At 45.6% G+C, this 23,145-nt stretch carries 21 protein-coding genes and 1 riboswitch; of the genes, 16 read left to right on the forward strand and 5 right to left on the reverse strand.

All coding sequences use genetic code 11. From position 1 onward, the window contains the following. Positions 1-18 precede the first annotated feature (18 nt). Positions 19-1,005, forward strand: a complete 987-nt coding sequence (locus JX580_RS01980; protein ID WP_248851122.1) for a hypothetical protein — start codon at positions 19-21, stop codon at positions 1,003-1,005. Here JX580_RS01980 and pnuC read toward each other — a convergent pair. The 5 genes from pnuC to rnd form a co-directional block, all read right to left on the reverse strand. Next, the gene (gene pnuC, locus JX580_RS01985) at positions 1,002-1,631 is read right to left on the reverse strand and encodes a nicotinamide riboside transporter PnuC (protein ID WP_248851123.1); all 630 of its coding nucleotides are present in this window, start codon (positions 1,629-1,631) and stop codon (positions 1,002-1,004) included. The two genes, JX580_RS01980 and pnuC, sit on opposite strands and share 4 nt — an antisense overlap. Positions 1,632-1,644: 13 nt before the next feature. Then, a complete protein-coding gene (locus JX580_RS01990; protein ID WP_248851124.1) occupies positions 1,645-1,893 on the reverse strand; it encodes a hypothetical protein in 249 nt (82 codons plus the stop codon). 137 nt (positions 1,894-2,030) lie between these two features. Then, positions 2,031-4,040 carry a TonB-dependent receptor gene (locus JX580_RS01995; protein WP_248851125.1) on the reverse strand — a complete coding sequence of 670 codons (2,010 nt, stop codon included), beginning with the start codon at positions 4,038-4,040 and terminating at the stop codon, positions 2,031-2,033. 64 nt (positions 4,041-4,104) lie between these two features. Continuing rightward, positions 4,105-4,206, reverse strand: a riboswitch (TPP riboswitch). 81 nt (positions 4,207-4,287) lie between these two features. Beyond that, on the reverse strand, positions 4,288-5,559 hold the full coding sequence (locus tag JX580_RS02000) for a 6-phosphofructokinase (RefSeq protein ID WP_248851126.1): 1,272 nt from the start codon (positions 5,557-5,559) through the stop codon (positions 4,288-4,290). 63 nt (positions 5,560-5,622) lie between these two features. After that, positions 5,623-6,768, reverse strand: a complete 1,146-nt coding sequence (gene rnd, locus JX580_RS02005; RefSeq protein WP_248851127.1) for a ribonuclease D — start codon at positions 6,766-6,768, stop codon at positions 5,623-5,625. A 224-nt stretch (positions 6,769-6,992) separates the two neighbouring features. On the opposite strand from rnd, the gene JX580_RS02010 reads away from it, so the two are divergent. The 15 genes from JX580_RS02010 to JX580_RS02080 all read left to right on the forward strand — a co-directional run bounded on the left by JX580_RS02010 (position 6,993) and on the right by JX580_RS02080 (position 23,127). Next, positions 6,993-7,736 (forward strand): flagellar basal body rod protein FlgF, encoded by a 744-nt coding sequence (locus JX580_RS02010; RefSeq protein ID WP_248851128.1) that lies wholly within the window; start codon positions 6,993-6,995, stop codon positions 7,734-7,736. A gap of 11 nt (positions 7,737-7,747) precedes the next feature. Continuing rightward, positions 7,748-8,539: a flagellar basal-body rod protein FlgG gene (gene flgG / locus JX580_RS02015; protein ID WP_248851129.1), complete on the forward strand. Its 792-nt coding sequence runs from the start codon at positions 7,748-7,750 to the stop codon at positions 8,537-8,539. 10 nt (positions 8,540-8,549) lie between these two features. Then, complete coding sequence (locus tag JX580_RS02020; protein WP_248851130.1) at positions 8,550-9,254, forward strand: flagellar basal body L-ring protein FlgH; 705 nt, start codon at positions 8,550-8,552, stop codon at positions 9,252-9,254. A gap of 181 nt (positions 9,255-9,435) precedes the next feature. Continuing rightward, a complete protein-coding gene (locus tag JX580_RS02025; RefSeq protein ID WP_248851131.1) occupies positions 9,436-10,536 on the forward strand; it encodes a flagellar basal body P-ring protein FlgI in 1,101 nt (366 codons plus the stop codon). 3 nt (positions 10,537-10,539) lie between these two features. Then, on the forward strand, positions 10,540-10,974 hold the full coding sequence (locus tag JX580_RS02030) for a rod-binding protein (protein ID WP_248851132.1): 435 nt from the start codon (positions 10,540-10,542) through the stop codon (positions 10,972-10,974). A gap of 34 nt (positions 10,975-11,008) precedes the next feature. Continuing rightward, a complete protein-coding gene (gene flgK, locus JX580_RS02035; RefSeq protein ID WP_248851133.1) occupies positions 11,009-12,889 on the forward strand; it encodes a flagellar hook-associated protein FlgK in 1,881 nt (626 codons plus the stop codon). A 4-nt stretch (positions 12,890-12,893) separates the two neighbouring features. After that, positions 12,894-13,919, forward strand: coding sequence for a flagellar hook-associated protein FlgL (gene flgL / locus JX580_RS02040; RefSeq protein WP_248851134.1), 1,026 nt, complete (start codon positions 12,894-12,896; stop codon positions 13,917-13,919). Between the two features lie 68 nt (positions 13,920-13,987). Continuing rightward, the gene (locus tag JX580_RS02045; protein ID WP_248851135.1) at positions 13,988-15,295 is read left to right on the forward strand and encodes a murein transglycosylase domain-containing protein; all 1,308 of its coding nucleotides are present in this window, start codon (positions 13,988-13,990) and stop codon (positions 15,293-15,295) included. Positions 15,296-15,324: 29 nt separating this feature from the next. Further along, complete coding sequence (pseB, locus tag JX580_RS02050; protein WP_248851136.1) at positions 15,325-16,335, forward strand: UDP-N-acetylglucosamine 4,6-dehydratase (inverting); 1,011 nt, start codon at positions 15,325-15,327, stop codon at positions 16,333-16,335. Further along, positions 16,335-17,489 (forward strand): UDP-4-amino-4,6-dideoxy-N-acetyl-beta-L-altrosamine transaminase, encoded by a 1,155-nt coding sequence (gene pseC, locus JX580_RS02055; RefSeq protein ID WP_248851137.1) that lies wholly within the window; start codon positions 16,335-16,337, stop codon positions 17,487-17,489. The genes pseB and pseC overlap by 1 nt, the downstream gene beginning before the upstream one ends. A gap of 3 nt (positions 17,490-17,492) precedes the next feature. Next, complete coding sequence (locus JX580_RS02060; RefSeq protein ID WP_248851138.1) at positions 17,493-18,446, forward strand: hypothetical protein; 954 nt, start codon at positions 17,493-17,495, stop codon at positions 18,444-18,446. Positions 18,447-18,547: 101 nt separating this feature from the next. Further along, the gene (locus JX580_RS02065) at positions 18,548-19,591 is read left to right on the forward strand and encodes a putative sugar O-methyltransferase (RefSeq protein WP_248851139.1); all 1,044 of its coding nucleotides are present in this window, start codon (positions 18,548-18,550) and stop codon (positions 19,589-19,591) included. 2 nt (positions 19,592-19,593) lie between these two features. After that, positions 19,594-20,283, forward strand: coding sequence for a pseudaminic acid cytidylyltransferase (gene pseF / locus JX580_RS02070; RefSeq protein ID WP_248851140.1), 690 nt, complete (start codon positions 19,594-19,596; stop codon positions 20,281-20,283). A 42-nt stretch (positions 20,284-20,325) separates the two neighbouring features. After that, a complete protein-coding gene (locus tag JX580_RS02075; protein ID WP_248851141.1) occupies positions 20,326-21,948 on the forward strand; it encodes a hypothetical protein in 1,623 nt (540 codons plus the stop codon). Between the two features lie 33 nt (positions 21,949-21,981). Next, positions 21,982-23,127: a Gfo/Idh/MocA family protein gene (locus JX580_RS02080; RefSeq protein ID WP_248851142.1), complete on the forward strand. Its 1,146-nt coding sequence runs from the start codon at positions 21,982-21,984 to the stop codon at positions 23,125-23,127. Positions 23,128-23,145: the final 18 nt, after the last annotated feature.

Here is a 23,145-nt window from a genome sequence, read left to right on the forward strand (position 1 = left end):
CTTAACGAGCCGGATTCTATGTCCGGCTTGTTTGTTTTTATGTCATTAACCTCTTCTGAATCGTCGCTATTAACAGCTTCTCAATGGGCTGATATTCAAGCCTTGTTGCAAATAAATCCTATCGATTTGCCTTGGACCCAACTTAACCAGGCCTGGTTGCAGGATGTGCGTTTTGCAGATTCGACCCATTCTTTAGTGCGCTTAGATACCAATTGCGGATTCTTTTATCTTAAATGGCCGCGTGTAGCCATAAAACAACAGCCTTTTTGGCAAGGTATTCAAGCTTGGTTTGGTTATCGTTTAGCCGAAAGCTATCCATTCCAATTTGACTGGGTTAAACGCTTAGAACCCTATACGCCTTTTAAACTGGCTGAAATTGTTAGGAGCGTTTCGGTATCCGATTTACACCAACAGGCTTATGTTTTAACACGAGAAATGCACGGTAACAGTCAACCGCCAAAGCAATTTAGCGCCCCGGCTCTCGCCCTAATAGCCAAGCACTTTGCCGGTTTGCAAAGCTTAAGTTCGCCGAACTGGGGGCAGTCCTTTTTAAAATCGCATCAAGCACAAGTTTGGTCAACCCATACCTTTAAGTTTATCGAGAACCTAGATTTGCCGCAGGATTTGGTTAAGGCTGCAGTGGCGCAAGCAGCAGCCTATCCTCCGGTCGAATTTGTGCCGGTAATGCTGGATTTTCGATGGGATCAACTCCAGTGGTTGGCTGATTTGCCATTTGGCATGGTCGATATGGATGCCTGGGTGATGGCACCGGCCAGTTTAAATTTGGCGATGCTGGAGCTTTTGTTTGATGCGAAACAGGCAGCGCATTGGCAGTCGCTTTTTGTACAAGAACTTCAGCAACAGGGTCGGTCGGCAGAAATGCTGTTTACTGAACTTAGCGCTTGGAGAAAGGTGTTTCGATTGATTTTATTTAAATTGAACTGGCTCGGTGCGGATAACCTGCAGGCCTGGTTATCCGCGCCTTGTTATTTTGATAAAGCTTAAGCAGGATCGGCGTTATTTTGTTGACGCCAGCGTAATTGCCAGTTAATCATGCCATACCAAGCCATAAACATATAAGCGACAAACATCATCGCGGTTAGCGGATAACCTGTCTGCCAATAAAGTGCGACCGCAAACGTATTGATAATAATCCAATAAAACCAGCTTTCTAAGACCTTGCGTGCCATTAAGAAGGTGGTCATCATTGAGAACACCATCACACCGGCATCAAGATAAGGCATTTGGCTGGCATCAAATAGCGTGAGCAAACCGCCAAAGCTAAAGGTAAGCAAAACCCCCAGCCCAATCCATAGCGCATGTTTGCCCAGGTTCCAGCGATGAATGGTTAACGGCGTGTGGTTAGCTTCGGCCGGGCGCGGACGCCAGAGCAGCCAACCATAAACCGCCATCCCCATATAAAACAGATTAAGGGCAGATTGCATTGGCAGGTTGCCTTCCCAAAAAATCAGGGTGTAAATCGCAGTGCTGACCATCGCTGCCGGCCAAGCCCAAACGATTTCTTTGGCGGCCATAAACACATAGGCCAGCCCGAGCGCAACCGCAATGGCTTCCCAAATTGAAAAATGCTGCAACTGCAGTTGAAATAATTCAGCGAATCCGGCTTCCATACTTATCCTTTAATTAGTTAGAGCGATCTTGACCGACTAATTTTAATACAAATACCGTATCGGGGTTTTGATTAAATACCTCAGCAATTTCATTGGTCATCAGTTGCATGATTTGATTTAAGTCGCCAAACACCTGCGTGCTTAAGCTATTGCGCTTTATCACCAGGCCTGGTTGGGCTTCCAGTCGGGCAATAAAGGCCAGAATCGGTTCAACAAAATCTTGGTTTAATGGGTACATGCTGATATCGAGTGATACGTTCATTTTCATCGCCTTTTAATTTATGACATGGTGAAAGCCCATATTGAGCGCTTCCATCTTATGCACCGACTCCTTCGGCTTTTTTCTTCGAAAAAAGAGGCGTCGCTGGTGCATAAGATTCCGCTTTTTGGGTCAATTAGTTAAAACCTTACGCGCGCGGTTAAACCAATTTGGCGCGGATCGCCCAGTCCAAGATAACGTTGCTCGCCGTCGCCATCAAAGTGGTCAAACAAATAACCACGGGTGGCATAGCTTTCATCGGTCAAGTTTTTACCCCACAGATAAACTTCCCAGTCAGCCGCTTCATAACCTAGGCGCGCATTAACCAGTGTGTAGGCACTCGATTTTTCATTATGCACGTTATCAAAATAAAACGCATCCATGCCCTGAACTTCTAGGCGGCTAAACCAGCCATTGTCACTGCGATATTGGCCGCCAATCAGGTATTGGTAATTAGGCGCGTGCGCAGCACCGCGTCCGGGTACTTTTTGTTCCTGATTAATTGGGGTTCCCTTAATTTCAGTTTTAAGAAGGCCAAGCTGGGCAAAAAAATTCCACTGGCTATTCACATGCCAGTCGATTTCAGTTTCTAAGCCGTAGTGTTTGGCAGAGTCGAGGTTTTCGGTGAAAAATACCCAAGGTTCCCCATTGGGACCCTCAGTATAGCCATCAAATTGGGGGGTCTTTCTGTCCATGAAAAACAAATTGGTTGTCGTTTTTATATCACCATAGTTTGAACGTAAGCCTATTTCATAGTTATATAGAGTTTCTTTGCCGAATCTTGCAAAGTCAGGGCCATTAAGGCTTGTGTTAAAGCCGCCTGCTTTGTATCCTCGTGATATACCTGCAAACGCTATATGACGCTCGCTGTACTGATGTTGATAATGAATCGAGCCACCCCAGAGGGTTTCAGAGGGTGAGAAATCATCGCCTAAAGAGTTGGAAAAGTCACTTGTTACTCGCTCAATTCTAAGCCCTGTTATTAATGTTTTTTTGTTCGTTAGGTGATGGTCTAGTTGGCCAAATACAGAGAGTTTAGTCATTTTGAAGTCGCTAGTTGTTGTCTCTCCATAGTATTGTGTACGATTGTCCTCTTTGAGTTGCGATGTATAGATTCCTGTTAACCAATCAGTTGAGTTTTGGAATATGGGTTTATTTGATACCCAACGCAACTCTTGTGCAGCGGTTTGACGTTTCTTGTTATTATCATAAAAGGCTGAAGGTACTTCAGTCCAGTCATCATCATAGCTATACACCATATCCGAATCAGCAAAACTGGTGGTAGAGGTAAGGGTGTAGTTTGGGTTGCCCTCGTATCCAATCTTCAACGAAGCGGCGTTGGTTTTTTGAGTGTCTTTGCCGGGTTGATCGGAGCGGGTGGTGAAGCTATTATCGCGTGACCAATGATCATAACCATTATTTAAATTGGCGTGCATCAGCGTTAAATCAAATTGGGTTGATTCACCCGCCCACCAGCGCAACTTAGCGCGTGCCGTCAGTTCATCACGGCCATCGGTATCGCTGCGGTTCAAGGTTTTATTGTCACGGAAACCATCGCTATCGTGTTTAAACAAGCTTAAACGATATTGCGGGCTCTTGTCGTTCGAGCTAAAAGCGCCGCTGGTCGCAATGCCGAGTTCGCTTAGATTATCTGAACCCAGTGTGGCTTCGATTAGGCTTTCATTATAGGGCGTAGGGTCATTGGTTTGGATATTCACCAGGCCTGCTATCGCACTGGCACCATAACGCGTGCTCTGTGGACCGCGCAAAACTTCGACCTGCTTAACATCAAACAGATTGCCGACCATGCCGATGCCGCTAAAATCAATATTGTCTACCGCAAAGCCAACGCTGGCATTCGGTGCGCCGGTATATTCATCACGTTCGCCCATACCGCGAATCTGAATATGGCGTGCGCGTGAAGACTGCCCTGAATAATTGACGTTCGGTGTTTGCAGCAGAACATCATCAAAGTGGGTGGCGCCACGGTCTTGTAATTCGGTTTCCGAGATAACGCTGACGCTGGCGGCCAGGTCTTGTTGTTCGGCTGCGCGTAAATCGGCATTAACAATAATCGGTTGAAGGCTGGAGGCTAGAACCAGGCCTGGTGATAAACTGATAACGGCAAAAGCAAGCGGTTTAAGTTTCATGATAATCCTTTTTAATCCATTTAGGTCTAAATGGGAGTTAAAAGGACAGGGAAGCCACAGAATAATTGACTGAGCGCGCCTGTCCCTACGCCGGTATGATCCGGATCAGGTTCAAAGGGTTTTGCATCAGCAATCTCAGGTCTTTCGACCACCCCTTGGCAAATTTGAAATGGAATTATAGCATTGAAGTGCCTAAAGCGGATAACAGATCCATTTTAGGCGTTATAACATTTTGATAGGTTATGATTTAGTTTTTAAAGGCCGCGAGTTTTCTGTTTAGCGGTTGTAGGTCAAGTGGACTGATATCGACCATGCCGTGTTTGTAAGGAATCGGGCGTTCACCTGCAATGAGTGGCAATAGGTAGTCTAGTGCTTGTTGGGTAATATCCATACCATCTTCGGTGATAAAGCTGTCCGGAACGGCTTTTTCTAGATCGGCAACCGCATCGAGTGCGACCGTTTGGAAGCCAAAACGGAAGGGTTGGTCACTCAGTTTGGTGATGATCGGTAACACGCCATGTTCGCCACGCAGTGCGGCTTTTACTGCCTGTTCACCGGCTTGGTAAGCCATATCCCAATCGGTTTGTGACACCATGTGACTGGCCGAACGCTGCAGGTAGTCGGGGTTGGCACTGTGGGTTTTGATTTTTAGTTCATCAGCGACTAGGTTTCCGAGTTTTTCAGCCACGCCGCCCAGTTGGGTAAAGGTCATGCCATGCGCATGTTCAACACCTTCAACCGAAATAAACTGACCGTCTTCGGTGCGCACCCCTTCGGAAACTGAGCAGGCACAGTAGCCATGTTGGTCAATCAGTTGCTTTACTTTATCCAAAAAGGCTTGGCGGCGAAAAGGGCGTTCTGCGGGCAGAATAATAATCGGCAGATCGGGAATAAACTTTTTTACCAGGCCTGGTGCCAGTGATAGCCAACCTACATTTCGTCCCATGGTTTCCAGCACAAAAAACCGTGTTGAGGTTTGGTGCATGGATTGAATATCTAAGCAGGCTTCAAAGAAACTGGTGGCTAGGTATTTGGCGGTACTGCCAAAGCCGGGGCTGCAGTGTGAAATAGCGAGGTCATTGTCGATGGTTTTGGCGACGCCAATACAGGTGACGGGGTGACCGTGACGGCCACAGTAGTCGGCGACTTTTTTGGCGGTCAGCATCGAACCATTGCCGCCATTGTAGAAAAAATAACCGATTTGGTATTCAGTAAAAACTTCAAGCACACGTTGGTATTGGTCCGGTCGTTGTTGTTCGGTTTCAAGGTCAAAGCGACAGGCTTTAAAGGCGGCACCGGGCAGATATTTTAGGCGTGTCATCTGTTGTTGGCTTAAGCTGTCGAGATCGATAAGCGCCTCTTCAAGTACCCCTTTGATGCCATTTATCGCTGCATATACCTTGCCAAATTGTTCCGGGTGTTGGCGTGCGGTTTCTATCACGCCTGCGGCGCTGGCATTAATGACGGCGGATACGCCACCGGCTTGCGCGTAAAGTACGTTTTTCGGTTGTTTATTCATGGTTATGCTTACCCTGGCTAGATGATGTTGGCTCTATTATAGTGGAGGATAATGAATAAAAGGTTACGTTTCAGACAAAATGAGTTGTTGGTCTATTACACCCAAGCAGGCCTGGTTGTGTAGTAGTTTTTTGAGCGGTTCACCTAGAATTAATTGTCGCCAGCCCTTGTCAAGCGGTGAGGTCTGTTGGCGAATTAATGCCAGTAGATCCGCTTTTTGAAAAAGGTTGCTGGCGATAATACCTTGGTTTTGTGCGACCTGAAGCGCAAAACTGTTTGCGAGTTGTAATAGGATGTCTTCTTGTGGTGTGGGCGGTGGGGCTTTTATCGGTTTTTCCGGCCAGTTTTCCGGCGTTGCAAAGGCTAGATCGAGTTGCTTTATAATGGCTTCACCGTATTGTCTGACGCTGCCTGCATTTAAATCCGCTAGCTTGTATAGGCCTTCTATTGTGCGCGCCGGTCTTTTAGCCAGTTGTAAAATCGCGTCATCACTGATTACCCACTTACGTGGCAAGTTTTGCCCAACAGCCTTTTGTTCACGCCAGGCCGCCAGTTGTTTAACTAGACCGAGTTGTTTGCTGTTCATGCCTTTGGTGCCTTTAACTTTTAACCAGGCCTGGTTGGGGTCGGTAACATAAAGGGCCGGGTTAAGCATATCGGCAAAGTCAGTCGCCAGCGCTTGTTTTTGTTTGTGGGTAAGCTGGCTGTCGAGTTTTTGATAAAGCGGAGCTAGGTAGCGAACGTCATCAAGCGCATAGTTGATTTGTTCATGTGTGAGGGGACGTTGTAGCCAGTTGGTTCGGCTTAGGGCTTTATTTAGCGTGACCTGAAATTCTGCTTCTACCACTCGGGCAAAGCCGGCCATATCGCCATAACCTAAAAACACACAGGCTGTTTGGGTGTCGAACAGGTTTTGTGGCATTTGCTGACCAAGTTGAAACAGGACTTCGATGTCTTGGCGTGCAGAGTGAAAGACTTTGCAGACGTTTGGGTCGGCCAGCAGTTGCCAGAGCGGGGAGAGGTCGGTTACGGCGAGCGGGTCGATCAGTGCCAGTTCGCCGTCTTGAGTGCAAATTTGTACCAGCGCCAAAATCGGGTAATAGGTATCCTGACGAATGAATTCGGTGTCAATCGCCAGCCAGGCCTGGTTGGCTTGCTGTTCGCAAAAGGCGGTTAGCGCCGCCGGGGTGTTTAGGTTGGTATAGTTCATGAGCGCAAGTTTAGCTTTAGCGGTCAGAATGAGCAAGTGGTTTGTTCTTGAGTTTTGGCACATCCTTTGCTTAAAGTCTAGCCGATAAACAAGCTATGCAGGGTCGCTAACACACAAGGTCTGCGAGGTTATGTTGTATAGGTTGTAAAAAAATATAAGTAAATAATTAGGGCCAAGGTTTTTTGGCCCGTTTTACCAGAAAAAAATGAGAGGACGTTTGTTCAATGGATCGAATGCTTTATGTCTCGATGAGCGGCGCGAAAGAGGCGCTTTTATCGCAGGCGAATAATGCGAACAATCTGGCCAACGCAACCACCGATGGGTTTAAGCAGGACTTTAATCAGTTCCGCGCCCAGCATATGGACGGCCCGGGTTGGCATACGCGTAGCTATTCAATGGATGAACGTCCGGCTACCGATTTTAGTGCGGGTCCGATTAAGGTGACAGGTCGTGCGTTGGATGTGGCGACCAAAGAAAATGGCTATATGGCGATTTTAACCCCTGCCGGTGATGAGGCTTATATTCGCTCGGCCAGTATGCAGATTACCGCAGATGGTCAGTTGGTCGATGTGCATGGTAATCCGATGTTGAATGCGGCCGGTGCGCCGATTGTTTTGCCGCCTGTTGATCATTTAGAGGTGGGTATTGATGGCACGATCAGTGTTGTACCGGCCGGTGCGCCGGCTAACGAAGTGGTGGTTTTGGATCAGTTACGTTTAGTTGAACCGGATCATCGTCAGCTTGAGAAGGGATTGGATGGGTTTATTCGTCAGGTTCCGGGAAATGCAGAGTTGGGTCAGGCCGATATTCGGGTGATCAATGGTGCGCTTGAGGGGAGTAATGTGAATACGGTTCAAGCCTTAGTGACGATGATTGAGCTGACTCGAAAATATGAGATGCAGGTCAAAATGATGAAGACCAGCAAGGATCATGCAGGCGCATCCGATAAGATCCTTTCGATAAGGTAATGGAGTAGGCAATGAACAGAGCGTTATATGTAGCCAAAACCGGTTTAGAAGCCCAGCAGTTTCGATTAGCAGCGATTTCGAATAACTTGGCGAATGCCAATACTTATGGTTATAAGGCCGGACGCGCTGAGTTTGATGATTTACTTTACCAGAATGTGCGTATGCCCGGCGCGCAGGCGGGGCAAGATCCGGCTAATACGCTTCCTTCCGGTTTGCAGTTGGGTGTCGGGGTCAAGGCCGTTGGGGTGCAGAAAATTCATACTCAGGGTAATCTGATGATTACCGATAATCAGCTTGATTTGGCGATTGATGGAAAGGGGTTTTTTCGTGTACTTGATCCGGAGGGGAATATCATGTACACCCGTGACGGTTCATTTCAGGTGAATCAGAATGGAGACGTGGTGACCTCGTCAGGTTATTTACTTGAGCCGAATATTCAGGTTCCTCCGAATGTGACAGAGATTGCGATTGGTCGAGATGGCACGGTTCTAGCTAAGGAACCCGGTGTTGCCGCGCCAATAAACCTAGGTCAATTAGAAATTGCGATGTTTATTAATCCTGCCGGGCTAGAATCGGTTGGGCAGAATATGTATTACGAAACCATTGCCAGTGGCGCTCCGGTGGTGAATAACCCGAACAACGAGGATGCCGGTGCGGTGATACAGGGTGCGCTTGAAGCGTCTAACGTCAATACGGTTGAAGAGTTGATCGGTATGATTGAGGCACAACGCACCTATGAAATGAATTCGAAAGCGGTATCGGCTGCAGACGGCATGATGCAGTACCTCAATAATAATGTTTAGAGGCTGAATAATGAAGACTAAACAAAGATTTGGCTTGGTGGCTTTGGTAGCAGGCCTGCTGATATTGCAGGGCTGTTCAAGTACACCTGAACGGTTGGAGGCTTTTTCTTATGAGCCGAGTTATCCGATGAATCTGGCGCAACCGCCACAGCCGATGAATGGATCACTTTACCAAAGTGCTTATGCGATGACCTTGTTTGATGATGCGCGCGCACACCGGGTTGGCGATATTATTACGATTGTTTTAATCGAAAAGTTTAATGCGAACAAGAAGGATGAGGCCAGCTTTAACCGCTCTAACCAAGCGGACTTTGGCGTGTCGAATCCATTAAATTTTTTGGGGCGTAGTCCGGCTGATATCAGTTCGGCATTGGGTTCCGGTGGAATAGGCTTTGGTTCGCAAAACAACTTTAGCGGCAATAGTGATATTAAACAAAATTCGTCGATTTCCGGTTCGGTGGCGGTGACGGTAGTCGAAGTGATACCTAACGGAAATTTGGTTGTGCGCGGTGAAAAATGGTTGACCGTTCATGATGGCGAAGAGGTAATTCGCTTTGCGGGGATTGTTCGTCCGCAAGATATTAAACCCGATAATACCATCGAGTCCACTAAGGTGGCAGATGTAAGACTTATTTATCGTGATACAGGGATTGCCGGCGATACGGCACGCCCTGGTCCGGTTACTCGTTTTTTGTCAAAGTTTTGGCCACTTTAGTGGTTTAAAACTTGACCCGGCTTGTTTTTATACTCTCCTTTTTGCAAGTCGGTTTTTTATTCTGTTAAGCGTGTTAACCAGGTCTGGTTAACACGCTTTTTCTTTATGGCTTGGCATGTAACCTGCTTTACGCCCAGTAGTCATTAATTAACCTATTTCCGAAATACAAAGGAACCCGATCATGCAAAAAAGAATGTTATTGGTTGTGATTGCATTGATGACTTGGAGCAGTATTGCACTGGCTAGCTCACGTATCAAGGATTTGGCAAGTGTTGCCGGTGTGCGTGATAACCAATTAGTCGGTTATGGCTTAGTCGTGGGCTTAAATGGCTCGGGAGACAATACGCCCTTTGCGGAACAGAGTTTGATTAGTATGTTAAATAAGTTTGGCATTAATGTGCCGCCAGGGGTGCGAACTAATTCTAAAAACGTAGCCGCAGTGGCGGTGCATGCGACCTTACCGGCCTTTGCAGAGTCCGGGCAGTTGATTGATATCACGGTTTCTTCTTTGGGTAATGCTAAAAGTTTACAGGGCGGCACCTTGTTGATGACTCCGCTAAAAGGGGTGGACAATCAGGTGTATGCGATTGCACAAGGCAACTTGGTTGTTGGGGGGATGGATGCCAGTGGGCGAGATGGTTCACGCATTACCGTTAATGTGCCAAGTGTGGGGCGAGTTCCTAATGGCGCAACGGTCGAGCGTTCGGTAAATACCGGCTTTGATCTAGGCTCTACGATTGTACTCAACCTGCATCGCGCGGATTTTACTACGGCAACCAATGTCACTAACGCGATTAATCAATTATTGGGTGAAGGTTCAGCGCGTGCGTTGGGAGGCGGTTCGATAGAAGTGATGGCACCACGCATTCCTGATCAAAGGGTGTCTTTTTTATCGGTATTGGAAAATATTGAGGTTGAGCAGGGTGAGAGTGCCGCGCGGGTGATTGTTAATTCGCGAACCGGCACGGTGGTGATCGGGCAGACGGTTAGGGTTAGCCCGGCTGCGGTTACACATGGCGGTTTAGTTGTGCGAATTACTGAGCGTGAAGAGGTGGTTCAGCCGGGTGCATTTGCCGGAGGGCAGGCCGCAGTGCAGCAAAATGTTGATATTGATGTTGAGCAGCAGGGCGATGGACGCATGTTTAAGTTTGAGTCCGGAATTACTTTGGATTCGCTGGTAGATGCGGTGAATAAAGTAGGCGCGGCACCGAGTGATTTAGTTGCCATTTTAGAAGCCTTGCAGCAGGCCGGTGCCTTGCGCGCGCAATTAATGGTGATATAAACTATGCTAGACACTAACTTTGTAGTACGCCCCCAAGATCATACTATCTATACAAATCTTCAGGGTTTGAATGATTTAAAGCGCCAAGCACGTGAGGACGAGGCTTCAGTTTTAAGGCCGGTTGCCGAGCAGTTTGAGGCGTTATTTTTAGAGCAGATTTTAAAAAATTCGCGTCAAGTTAAATTCGATGAGGGTTGGTTGGATGGCAACCAAGCCGATACCTATTTTGATATGTATGACAAGCAGTTAGCTCAAGACTTAGCCTCTAAAGGTTCTTTGGGTTTGGCCGATATAATAGTTGAGCAGTTGTCCTCTAAGTATCCAACGATTAAGCCGGAAGACTATGACCAGTGGCGTTTAGAGCAGCAGAAACGATCAACAGATAAACCGCTTGATACCCAACAGGCCTTGTTAAATAGACCCTTGTTGAGTCAGTAATTCGGTTTTAACTGATAACCAAGAGAATATTATTATGGCAGACATGTTAACCATTGGTAGCCAAGCCACCCACGCATTTAAAAAAGCCTTGGAGGTGACCAGCCATAACGTGGCGAATGTCGGCACCGAAGGTTATAGTCGTCAGCGTGCGGTGTTGGCAAGCAATGCGCCTCAAATTGTCGGTGGACATACCTTTTTAGGTGGTGGTTCGCAGGTGACCACGGTTGAGCGCATGTATGCGGATTATATTCAAAAGCAGTTGGTGAATAGTAATGGTTTGGTTAAGGGTTATGAGCAATCGATCGCCTATGCTAGACAAGTAGAGGGCATAGTGGCGAGTAATGACCAGGGTGTTCAGCAGTTTATGCAGCGTTATTTTGATTCGTTGCAAAATCTTGCCGATCTGCCAACCTCACGCGTTAACCGTGAATTTGTACTCGACCAGGCGCGCAGTTTAACCGGGCATGTTAATAATATGACCACGATTCTTAAAGAAACTCAAAATCAAACTAATCTGCAAATTCAAGATCTCACTCGAACAATCAATGATCATCTTAATACGATAAAAAATATTAATACCGAGGTTGCGAAATCAGAAATTAGAGGTACTCAACCTCCGAATGACTTATTAGACAAGCGCGAACAATCGATTATGGAACTCTCTAACCTGATCGGCATCAAAACTTTTAATCAGCCGAACGGCACGATTGATATCTATTCAGCTAATGCCCGTGTTCCCTTGTTAACGGATAACAACTTGACCAGTTTGCGTGCCGGAGTGGGTGAGTATGTCGATGAGAATCGGACTGAACTTTATATTAAAGTAAACGGTCAAGATCAGTTGGTGACCGACTTGCTGGTGGGGCCTGGCGAATTAGGCGGGGTGTTGGATTTCCGTAAAAATGTATTGGATCGCGCTCAAAATGAGTTGGGTGTGACCTTAAATGCGCTGGTCGCTTCTAATAACTGGCAGCAGTATCAGGGTTGGGATGAAAATGGCGAGCCGGGTCGGAATAATGATTTATTTAAGCCACTTGAAGTGAATGCGTTTGCCAACAAAAATAATTCAACTGGCAGTGATGATGGCAGCGGTATTTCAGTCAGCTTTGCGGTGCCCAAGCCTCTGCCTAATCCCGTTAATCCTCCGGATACCCTGGCAAGTTTGGGCGTTACCTATGATGATATGCGTACAGAGTTTGAATTGTCACGCAATGAGCTTGGAAAACTGGTGCCGCGCGAATATGAGTTACGTTGGAATGGCACCGAGTTTGATATTTTTGATCATATTACCAAACAAAAATTAGCGCCAACCGATCTGGCCGGTAATCCATTGGTTTTAGATCCGGTGGGTGGAGATGATGAAGTCTGGCTGGATGGTTTGCGTTTTGATTTAACTAGCTTTAACACGGCTAATTTAAATGTGAATGATCGTTTTGTGATTAAACCACACAAGGCGATTATGGAACAGTTTTCGGTGGCTATGACCAATGGCCAGCAAATTGCAACTCGTGGCCAAGCTCCGGTTGATTCTTTGGGTAATCCTTTGGTGGGAACCAGTTTGGCCGAACCCGGTGCCGAAGGTGATAACGTAAATATAGCGAATATGGCCAGTATTCAGTCGATTAAGTTGATGTATGCTAACCAGTCGGGTCAAGCATCTGAAACTCTGCTTGGCGGTTATTCAAGAATGGCGAGTAGTGTGGGGATGTTTGTCAGTAGTGCTGAGGTTAATTTTGATGCACAAAAAAGCAGCTTTAGCTATATCAATGAACGCCGAGAAATCTTATCCGGTGTGAGTTTGGATGAGGAGGCAGCGAATTTATTGCGCTTCCAGCAGGCATACCAAGCGGCGGCTCAGATCATACAGGCGAGCCAGTCAATGTTTCAAACCCTAATCGGTGTGATGAGAGGATAGTTCTATGCGTGTTTCAACGAATATGATTCACAGTACCAGTTTTGATGCGATTGCAAAGCATCAAAATGATCTATTACGCATTCAGGAACAGTTAAGTACCGGTAAGAAAGTGAATCGACCTAGCGATGATGCCGTTGGAATTACTCAAATTCATAAGCTGACGCAAACGATGAACACGATTGATCAGTATGCCAAAAATGGTATTTATGCTAAATCGCAATTGGTGCTTGAAGAAACAGCGATTACTAATACGGTCGATGCGGTGCAACGTGTACGTGAATTGGCGGTGCAAATGTCTACCGATACCTATAACGAAGATCAGCGCCGACAGACTGCGGCAGAAGTTCAGCAATTGATGTTGCATGTTAAGTCGATTATGAACCAGAAAAATTCAGACGGTGAGTATTTGTTTGCCGGTAACAATGTCAAAACCTTGCCTTTTATGGATGATCCTGACCCTGCTAATGCCGGGTTTATTACTTATATTGGGCATCCCAATGCGGCTGCCGATCAGCGGCCTGAAGCCAATTTTGGTGGCAGATTTGTTAAGATTGGGTTTGATGTGACCAATCAGCTTAAACCGGATGACGAATTTAATATGTCGCGAGTAAGGATTACCGATGCCGGGTCTCGGGTATTTGGATTGGATTTGAACGATCCGACTGCCACGATTACCACCGATGATGGTAATACGGTGGATGCGAATCTTTACAATGTAATGCAGGTGATGTATTTACGTTTAATGGACGGAGAACGTCCGGGTGATGATGTATTGGATAACCTTCAACAAGGCATTACTAACTTATCTGAAAACCTAGCGGTCATTGGTGGGCGGCAGAATCGTATTGAAACCCAGTATGATGCGGGGGAAAGTTTTAAGATGGCTTTGACTGAGCGAAGAATGAATATTGAAGAGTTGGATCTGGTGGAAGGTATTTCTGATTTTACCGTTAAGCAGAATGCATTACAAATGGCGCAGCAGGTGTTTACCCGTGTGCAGCAAATGTCGTTATTTGATTATTTGCGTTAAACAAAGACCGCTGATGTTTCAGTTGGTATTTAACTTGCTAAAGCCTCCACACGGAGGCTTTTTTATTGATGAAATTCGAGCATTTTATTATGGTGTTGCTATTGCCTGCCGGTCTGCTGTTAGTAGCAGGAGGCGCGGCTTTTCAGCACTTTCAGCATTGGGCGCTGGCCGATGTACAGGCGTCTTCGCCGCGCGAATCATCTTTCGAGCTTGTAGAACAGACAGTGTATGCTTCAGATACCCTATCATCACCTGAGGTTTTGTTAACCCCTTTACCGGCTTTGAATGCTTTTTCAAAAGTGTTGGAACAACCCATCAAGGCTGTTTCAGAGGTTGGGATTTCATCCAGCTCTGAGCAGAGTGGTTTTTTATCGTTGGATAAAGCCAAGAACATAACACAACCAGGCCTGGTTGAGGTTTTAACGGAAAATTCGACTGGCGTTGTTGTTGCGAATTTAACTGAAGCTTCGACTGAAAAACCGCCAAGCTTGTTTGCCAGTTTTAAACTTGAAGCAAACCAGTTGGCTTTTTGGTTTCCAAAAACCTTAGCTTCGGAACAAAATATAAAACGGGGTATTGCGCGTATTCTGTTAAGCGGGCAGCCGTTTAATGAATTGGATATATTGACTTTGGCGCCTTTGGAGATGCGTGAGCGCCCATTTTTTTATCGTCGGGTATTTGACGATAAGGGTCGAGCGATACGTTATCCTTTTGATGCATTCAAATATATAGACTATCTTTTGTCGCACGATACCTATACAACCAAAACTGAGCAGGGCATAACCGTCACTATTCCGTTGGTGGCGTCTAATATTGCCGCTCCCGCGCAGTTTTATGAACCCTGGGTCATGCAATTTTCGGCCGATTTTAATGTTTCACCTGCGTTGGTGTTTGCAGTAATGGAAACCGAGAGTCATTTTAATCCGACCGCAGTTAGTCGGTCGAATGCATTGGGTTTAATGCAAATTAAAGCACAATCGGCAGGGCGAGATGTCTATAAATTGGTCGATTTCCGAATGGATGCGCCGTCACCTGATGAGTTATTTGACCCCAAAACCAATATTCGCATCGGCACGGCGTACTTGTCTTTGTTAAAGTATGATTACTTTGGTTTGATTCGTAATGAAGAGGTGCGGGAAATGATCGCGATATCCTCTTACAATGGCGGGCTATCGACAGTTTGGCGTCTGTTTGGTGACACTCCGGAAGCGGCGATCGCTCAAATTAATCAAATGAATCCTCGGTTGGTTTATCGCAAACTGCGTTATGATCATCCTTCAGACGAAACACGACGTTATTTGGATAAAGTTTTACAAGCGAAACAGCGCTATCAGGCGCTTTTAGGTGATGATGCGCGACTGCTGGCCAGTCGGTAATTCATAATCTTTATTAAAGGAGAGGCAAATTGTTTGATAATAAAACAATATTAATTACTGGCGGTACCGGGTCGTTTGGTAAAAAATACACCCAAACGCTGTTGTCACGCTATAAGCCTAAAAAGATCATCATCTTTTCGCGTGATGAACTCAAGCAATTTGAAATGCAGCAGGTGTTTAATGATCCTTGTATGCGTTATTTTATTGGCGATGTGCGGGATAAGTATCGGTTAGAAGAAGCGATGGAAGGGGTGGATTATGTGATTCATGCCGCCGCCTTAAAGCAGGTGCCAGCGGCTGAGTATAATCCGATGGAATGCATTAAAACCAATATCAACGGCGCTGAAAATGTGATTCGTGCCGCGATTAAGAATCGTGTAGCGCGGATTATTGCCTTGTCCACCGACAAGGCGGCGAATCCGATAAACCTTTATGGTGCGACCAAACTCGCCAGCGATAAACTGTTTGTTGCCGCAAATAATATTGCCGGCGGCAAGGATACGCGCTTTTCAGTGGTGCGCTATGGTAACGTGATAGGGTCACGCGGTTCGGTGGTGCCGTTTTTTAAAAAGCTGCTCGCACAAGGCGCAACTGAACTGCCCATTACGCATCCAGATATGACACGCTTTATGATTACCTTGCAGCAAGGTGTGGATTTTGTGCTGAAAAACTTTGAGCGGATGCAGGGGGGCGAAATTTTTGTACCCAAAATTCCGTCGATGAATATGGTTGAGCTGGCCAAGGCTATGGCACCGGAGATTCCACAAAAAATTATCGGTATTCGTCCGGGTGAAAAAATGCATGAAATCATGTGTCCGGCGGATGACAGTCATTTGACCCTTGAGTTTGGCGATCATTTTGTGATTTCCCCGACCATTCAATTTACTCGAAAACGTGATTATAGTTCTAATTTATTGGGCGAAATCGGGCAGTCGGTTGTGCAAGGCTTTGAATATAATTCGGGAACCAACCAGGCCTGGTTAAGTCATGCCGATTTTTTGCAGCTTGCCGATGAGTGTTTAAAAGATCAGGACTTGTAATGATTCCTTATGGCAAACAAGCGATAAGTCAGGCCGATATTGATGCGGTGGTGGCGGTACTGCAGTCTGATTATTTAACCCAAGGTCCGCAGGTGCCGGCATTTGAAACTGCTGTTAAAAACTACTCTGGTGCGCAGTTTGGCATAGCCGTCAATAGTGCAACCTCGGTTTTGCACATCGCTTGTTTGGCGTTGGGTTTGAGCGAGGGCGATTGGCTTTGGACTTCGCCGAATACCTTTGTCGCTTCTGCAAATTGCGCGCGTTACTGCGGTGCCGACGTTGATTTTGTCGATATCGATCCTCATACCTACAACCTATGCGTCGAACAACTCGAACAAAAGCTGATCCAAGCGCAACAACAAAACCGCCTGCCTAAAATCGTGATCCCGGTGCATTTTGCCGGTCAATCTTGCGACATGCGACGCATTCATCAACTCAGCCAGCAATACGGGTTTAAGATCATCGAAGACGCCTCGCACGCGATTGGTGGGCGGTATTTGGACCTGCCCATTGGCGGCTGTCGCTACTCTGATATAACGATTTTTAGTTTTCACCCTGTCAAAATTATCACCACGGCAGAGGGCGGTTTGGCGACCACCAATCAACCTGAGTTGGCTGAGAAGATGCAGTTGCTGCGCAGTCACGGTGTGACGCGTGAAGCGCATTTAATGGATCAAGCATTAGAAGGCCCCTGGTATTATCAGCAAGTTGATTTGGGGTTTAACTATCGGATGACCGAATTGCAAGCTGCGTTGGGTTTAAGTCAGATGAGCCGTTTGGATGAATTTGTGGCCAAGCGGCATCAATTGGCGCAGCGCTATTTTGCTGAACTGGCCAACACCGATTTGGTCTTGCCTTATCAACATCCGGACAGTCATTCTTCGTTGCACCTGTTTCCCATTTTACTGCCGGCGTCGCTAAACCGTGCTGAGGTGTTTAATCGCTTGCGTGAGCAGGGCTTGGGGGTGAATGTGCATTATATTCCGGTGCATACTCAGCCTTATTATCGTCGCCTTGGCTTCAACGCGGGCGACTTTCCGCAAGCCGAAGCCTACTATCAACGCGCTATCAGTATCCCACTGCATCAGGGGTTAACCTATGAAGAACAGGGTTATGTGATTGATTGTATACGTTCGCTAGCGTGTGTGGATTAAGCGATGCAGGTTCAAACACTTTGGCAGTCAGATCATCATTCGGCGTTTACCGATTTAATCTATTTTAACCAGGCCTGGTACTGTGTGTTTCGAGAAGGCTCAACCCATATGTCCTACGATGGGCAGATTATCGTATTGACCTCTAAAGATGCTAAAAACTGGCAGGAACATAGTCGATTAAATTGGCAGGGGGGCGACCTTCGTGACCCAAAACTGAGTGTTTCGCCAGCGAATCAATTGGTGATGACGGCAGGTATTCGTTGGGCGGTCTACTCAACTCAGGCCAGTCAGCTCTACTCGGTTGGTTGGCTGTTGAATGAGCACCACCAGGACTGGTCCTTGCCGGTTCTAGATGAAACCAGTGAGGGTACTTGGCGCTGGGCGACCACCTGGCATAAAGGACTGGCCTTTAGTGTCGGTTATTCGGGGTTAGATAAACAGGGTTGCTTGTATCAATCTGAGGACGGTTTACATTGGCAGGCCTGGGTTAAACCCTTTTTTCCAGATTCGGCGATATTTTCCAACGAAACTTCGCTGGTATCCGATGGCGAAACCCTCTGGTGTTTAACTCGACGTGATGCAACGGGTGGTGCAAAAGCGATCATAGGGCGTGCAGATCACTCATGCCAAAAATGGCACTGGCAAACCTTGCCGATTTCAATCGGTGGCCCTAAGTTGATCAAACTTTCCAATGGCGAATGGGTGATGGCGGTTCGGCGGATTAATTTCAAACGTTGGACAGCTAAAACATGTCTTTATAAACTTAACCCCAAAACGGCCAAAGTTAAACTCTGGCGAACCTTGCCCAGCGGTGGAGATACCAGCTATGCCGGTATGGTTGAACAAGATGGCAGGCTTTACATCAGCTACTACTCATCACATCGCGATAATCAAACCCATATCTATCTGGCCGACATCCCCTTGGTAACAAAAAAACGCAGCACTCACTATTGCTAGTTTTAATGCTTATCGCTCGACGGGATAAATGAGCATCACAGGATGTTGTTAAGATTTCATTGTTGTGGCCGATACATTGTTAAATAACAAATGGAATTGTCATGATGAATTGCACTGACCTAATGAATCAACTTGCTGCGCAATCCCCTCTTTATAAGCCGGGTGTATTTTGGCAAGAAGCCTCAAAAGACATGATTGAACAGCTCAATCTACAGGGTTTAGAAGGGTTTCGCCGGCTTTCAACATCGCTCAATTTTTTTGTGCCCACCTATGGCTATCCAGGCAATGCCTTGTCTGAGCAGACCATGCAATCTTGGCAGGCCTGGTTAACCGAGCAGACATTACCACCAAAACAAAACAGTTATATCACGCAACAAATGTCTGGCTATAACGCGGCATTGGCCGACTATCGCACCCTGGCGGCTTCAGAGTTCGCAAGCCAAGCCAAGCCAAACCTGATGGCGTTTACCGAAAGCCAAGCAGGTGATCCGATCGAACAATTTGAAATCGAAGGAAAATATTATAGTCGTTCCGCGTTAAACTATCTCAGCGGCCTCAGCTTCCTTAAAAAATTCCTCGACTTTAAAGACATAAAAACCGTAATGGAAATCGGTGGTGGCTTTGGTACGCTGGGTGAAATACTTCACAAAACCATGCCAACGGCACGTTACATCGACATCGACATTCCCCCCACACTCTGTTGTTCAAGCTATTATTTACAGCAAGTTATCGGTAAGGATGCTGTAACAACATACGAAGATACGGCACAAAATACAACCATTGAAATAAGCCAACTAAAACAAGCCAGCATTCTACCCTCTTGGCAAATCGAACAACTGCAAGGCAAGATAGATTTATTTGTAAACTTTATCTCGTTTCAGGAAATGGAACCGGATATTGTTCAAAACTATCTCAACCATGTTACGCGCCTACAGGCAGACTGGGTGCTGCTGCGCAATATGCGTGAAGGAAAACAACTGCGCTCCCAACATCGATTTGGCGTTGATAAGCCGATTTTTTCTGAGGATTACGCGCGTATGCTGACTCAGTATGATTTAATTGCCAGCAATGTAATCCCCTTTGGGTTTAAAACGGTGGATGGCTTTCATTCTGAAGTGATGCTGTTCAAGCGAAAAGGCGGTTAAGGATGAATATCGCGATTATCCCAGCGCGAGGCGGCAGCAAGCGCATACCGCGTAAAAACATCAAACCTTTTCATGGCAAACCTATAATTGCGTATCCGATTCAAACCGCACTTGAATCCGGTTTGTTTGATCAGGTGGTTGTGTCAACCGATGATGATGAAATCGCCGAAGTGGCTAAAGCTTTCGGTGCAAGTGTGCCGTTTAAACGACCGTCGGCGTTGGCGCAGGACGACACCGCCACCGCGCCGGTCATTATTCATGTAATTGAATGGTTTGAAGCGCAAGGCCAAGCGGTGAAAGAGGCCACCTGCCTTTATCCTTGCACGCCGTTTGTCGATGCGAATTTATTAAAACAAGCCTATGCGCATTGGCAAGCCACCGATGCTGCCTATTGTTTTGCTGTGTGCGAATACCCGTCAGCGCCGCAACGGGCATTAAAGCAATTAGCCAACGGGCGGCTGGAAAGTATGTATCCGCAATACCGTTTAACGCGTACTCAGGACTTAGAGAAAACCTTTTTTGATGCCGGACAATTTTATTTTACCGATGCAAAGACCTATAAAACCGGGGTGAGTATGCACTCCGATGCCGCCACACCGTTTATTTTGCCGCGTCATCTGGCGCACGACATCGACACGCTTGAGGATTGGCATTTGGCTGAATTGATTTACGGAGTATTATGTGAAAAGTAGACAATTTTTTATATGGTTTAGATCACAGCGGGCGCCTAACTAATGACCTTTATCTTTAGAGTTTTTGCAAATGAACGCAGTGGTTTGGGTCATTTAACTCGCTGTGCATTATTAGCTAAAAAATGTTGTGAATTAGGCTTTGAATCGAAGTTAGTTTGTGATGTGCTTGATCAAAAACATCTTAGCTTTGCCAGTGGCATAAGCATTGAAGGTTTGTATCCAAATATGCCTACCTTTATTGATCAAATGAAGGATGCGGATTTATTTATTGATATTTGTCGTCTCTTTCAACAACATTTAAAGTGGGTAATAGTGGATCACTATATGTTGGATGCGGCTTGGGAAAGTGCTGTTAAAAAAAATTTGAACGTAAAAGTTTTGTCTATTGATGATTTAATGCGAGAGCATGAATGTGATGCATTGGTCGATTATCGGTGGCGTGGAGCGTCAACCAATAATGCATACAAACACAAAATACCAATATATGCAGCCGCTTTTTTAGGTGTCCGATATGCCATCATGCCTCAGATAACAGAGTTCAGCAAAAGCATCAGATCTTCCAAAAAAAATGATGTATTTGTCATTTTAATCAGCATGGGAGGCGGTGGCGATGGTGTTTTCATAAAACAATTACTTGTAGCACTAGCAGAAAATATTCAAGTCCAATCAATGACCATAAATTTTCAAGTAGTCATTGGCCCATTTATGCAAAATAAAACGGCCCTTTTAGAGGAGTTAAGTAATTTAACTAGAGAATCCTCAACAGATCTAATTGTGACACCACTAGTTGGGTTAAATGATTTAACAGAGGTAATTACAAATTGTGATTTGTATCTAGGTGCGGCTGGTTCAGTTATATACCCTTTAAGAGCTGTAAATAAGCCCGCGATAACGTTTGCTGTTGCCGATAACCAAGAAAATGATTTACAGCAGCTTGCAGATATTGGTCAATATTGGCATCTTAACAATTTGTCTCTAGACGATCTACCAACACTTAGTGCTTTTGTTCAAGAGGTGATTACGCAATACGCGCGAGTGCAACAGCTCTTTTCAAAAGCGCACGTTTCAATAGATGATTGCGGTACGGAAAGGGTTGCACGTTATCTTTGCTTTGACGAAAAAGAGTCACTACAGTCAACTATTTCCGAATTACCGTTACACGCTGTAAAAAGTGACTTACATCTTGAGCCGGTTGATGATCAAGACTTAGTTCATTATCTTCTCAGCCGAAATCGGGATGCAAATAGAAAAAATATGTTGGATAATCGTCCTATTCCAGCATTACATCATTTTTCTTGGTGGCTAAAAACACAACGTCAATCCTTTAAGTTAGTCAATCCAACAAATCAAACACTGTTATATATTTGGCACGAGTTAAAAGTTGTTGATTCACAAAGTTTTTTAATAGGTGGATGGTTTGTTGCTGATGAGGGTGTGGGTGTGCAAGAAGCAATGTTTGCGCTTGATTGGCAATTAAGAACCTGTGAAAAGGATTATCCAGATGCAACTTGGATAGCGGTAATCAATCAGCGAAATAAAACAGTCAAGCGGCTGAATGATTATTTTGGCTTTAAAGAAATCACGACATCGAGCCGATACTACTCAATAATTAAACGATTATTTCCATTAGCGGATCAAACTGAATTTTTTTATGTTTGTAAATAAGCCGTTATTGTCTCAAATTCAACGGAGTCAAGCATGAGTGTGATGATCCAGCAAAACCTAGCTAAACCATTACGTTTGGGTGTTATTGGTGGTGGCGTTAACTCAGCGGTTGGCTATGCGCATTATGTTGCAAGTCAGTTGGATAATAAATGGCAAATCGTTTCAGGGCACTTTAGTCGTCACCCTGAAACCAATTTAAAAACCGCTGAGGCTTGGCACATTCCAGAGTTTAAACAATACCCAAGCTGGAAAGATTACGTTATGTCTGAAATGCAGGGGTTGGATGCGATAGTTGTTTTAACGCCCACTCCGCAACATGCTGAAATTGTAAGTTTCTTATTAGAAAATGGCATTGCAGTAATTTGTGAAAAAGCCCTGACGGCATCAGTTGAAGATTCGAACAAAATTAAAGCGTCGCTTGATAAATCAGCAGGTTTTTTGGCGGTTACATTTAATTACAGCGGATATTCAATGGTTCGGGAATTAAAATCACGCATTGTCAACGGTGAACTGGGAAGGGTTTTACAGGTACAAATAGAAATGCAGTCTGATGCGTTTATAAACAAAGCATCAAAAGGAAAGCCACAGGATTGGCGACTCAAAGATGGTCCTATTCCAACCATTCTTCTCGATTTAGCCGTGCATCTACATCATCTTGTGCATTATGTGACAGCCAAAACTCCCATTAAAGTTTTAGCCGAGTTTAACAACTTTTCTCCATATAAAAACATCGTCGATGATGCACACCTATGGATAGAATATTCTGAGGGTATGCGCGCCAGCTACTGGGTGAGTAAATCGGCTTACGGTCATAAAAACGGTTTAAGAATCCGAGTTTATGGTGAGAATGGTTCAGCTGAATGGTTTCAGGAACAACCAGACCAATTAATGGTGGCAAATGAAGCCTCGATTGTTACACTTTACAACCGAGGGAACGCACTTAACCAAGACAAAATTGTCGAGCGCTTTAAACCAGGCCACCCAACCGGTTTTATTGAAGCTTTTGCCAATTTGTATAGCGATATTGCAGATAATTTGGCACGGTATAAGCTTAATCCTAGTCAATTTCAATTTGATGAAAATGTATTTGGTTGGGATCATGCACATGAAGGGTTGAATTTACTTCAAACAGCAACACGTTCAAATACGGAAGGTTGCTGGTGCAGTTTGAAATCTTGATCTCATAGTTTTAATAAA

The organism is Thiomicrospira microaerophila, assembly GCF_023278225.1.
In the GTDB taxonomy this organism is placed as follows: Bacteria; Pseudomonadota; Gammaproteobacteria; order Thiomicrospirales; family Thiomicrospiraceae; genus Thiomicrospira; species Thiomicrospira microaerophila_A.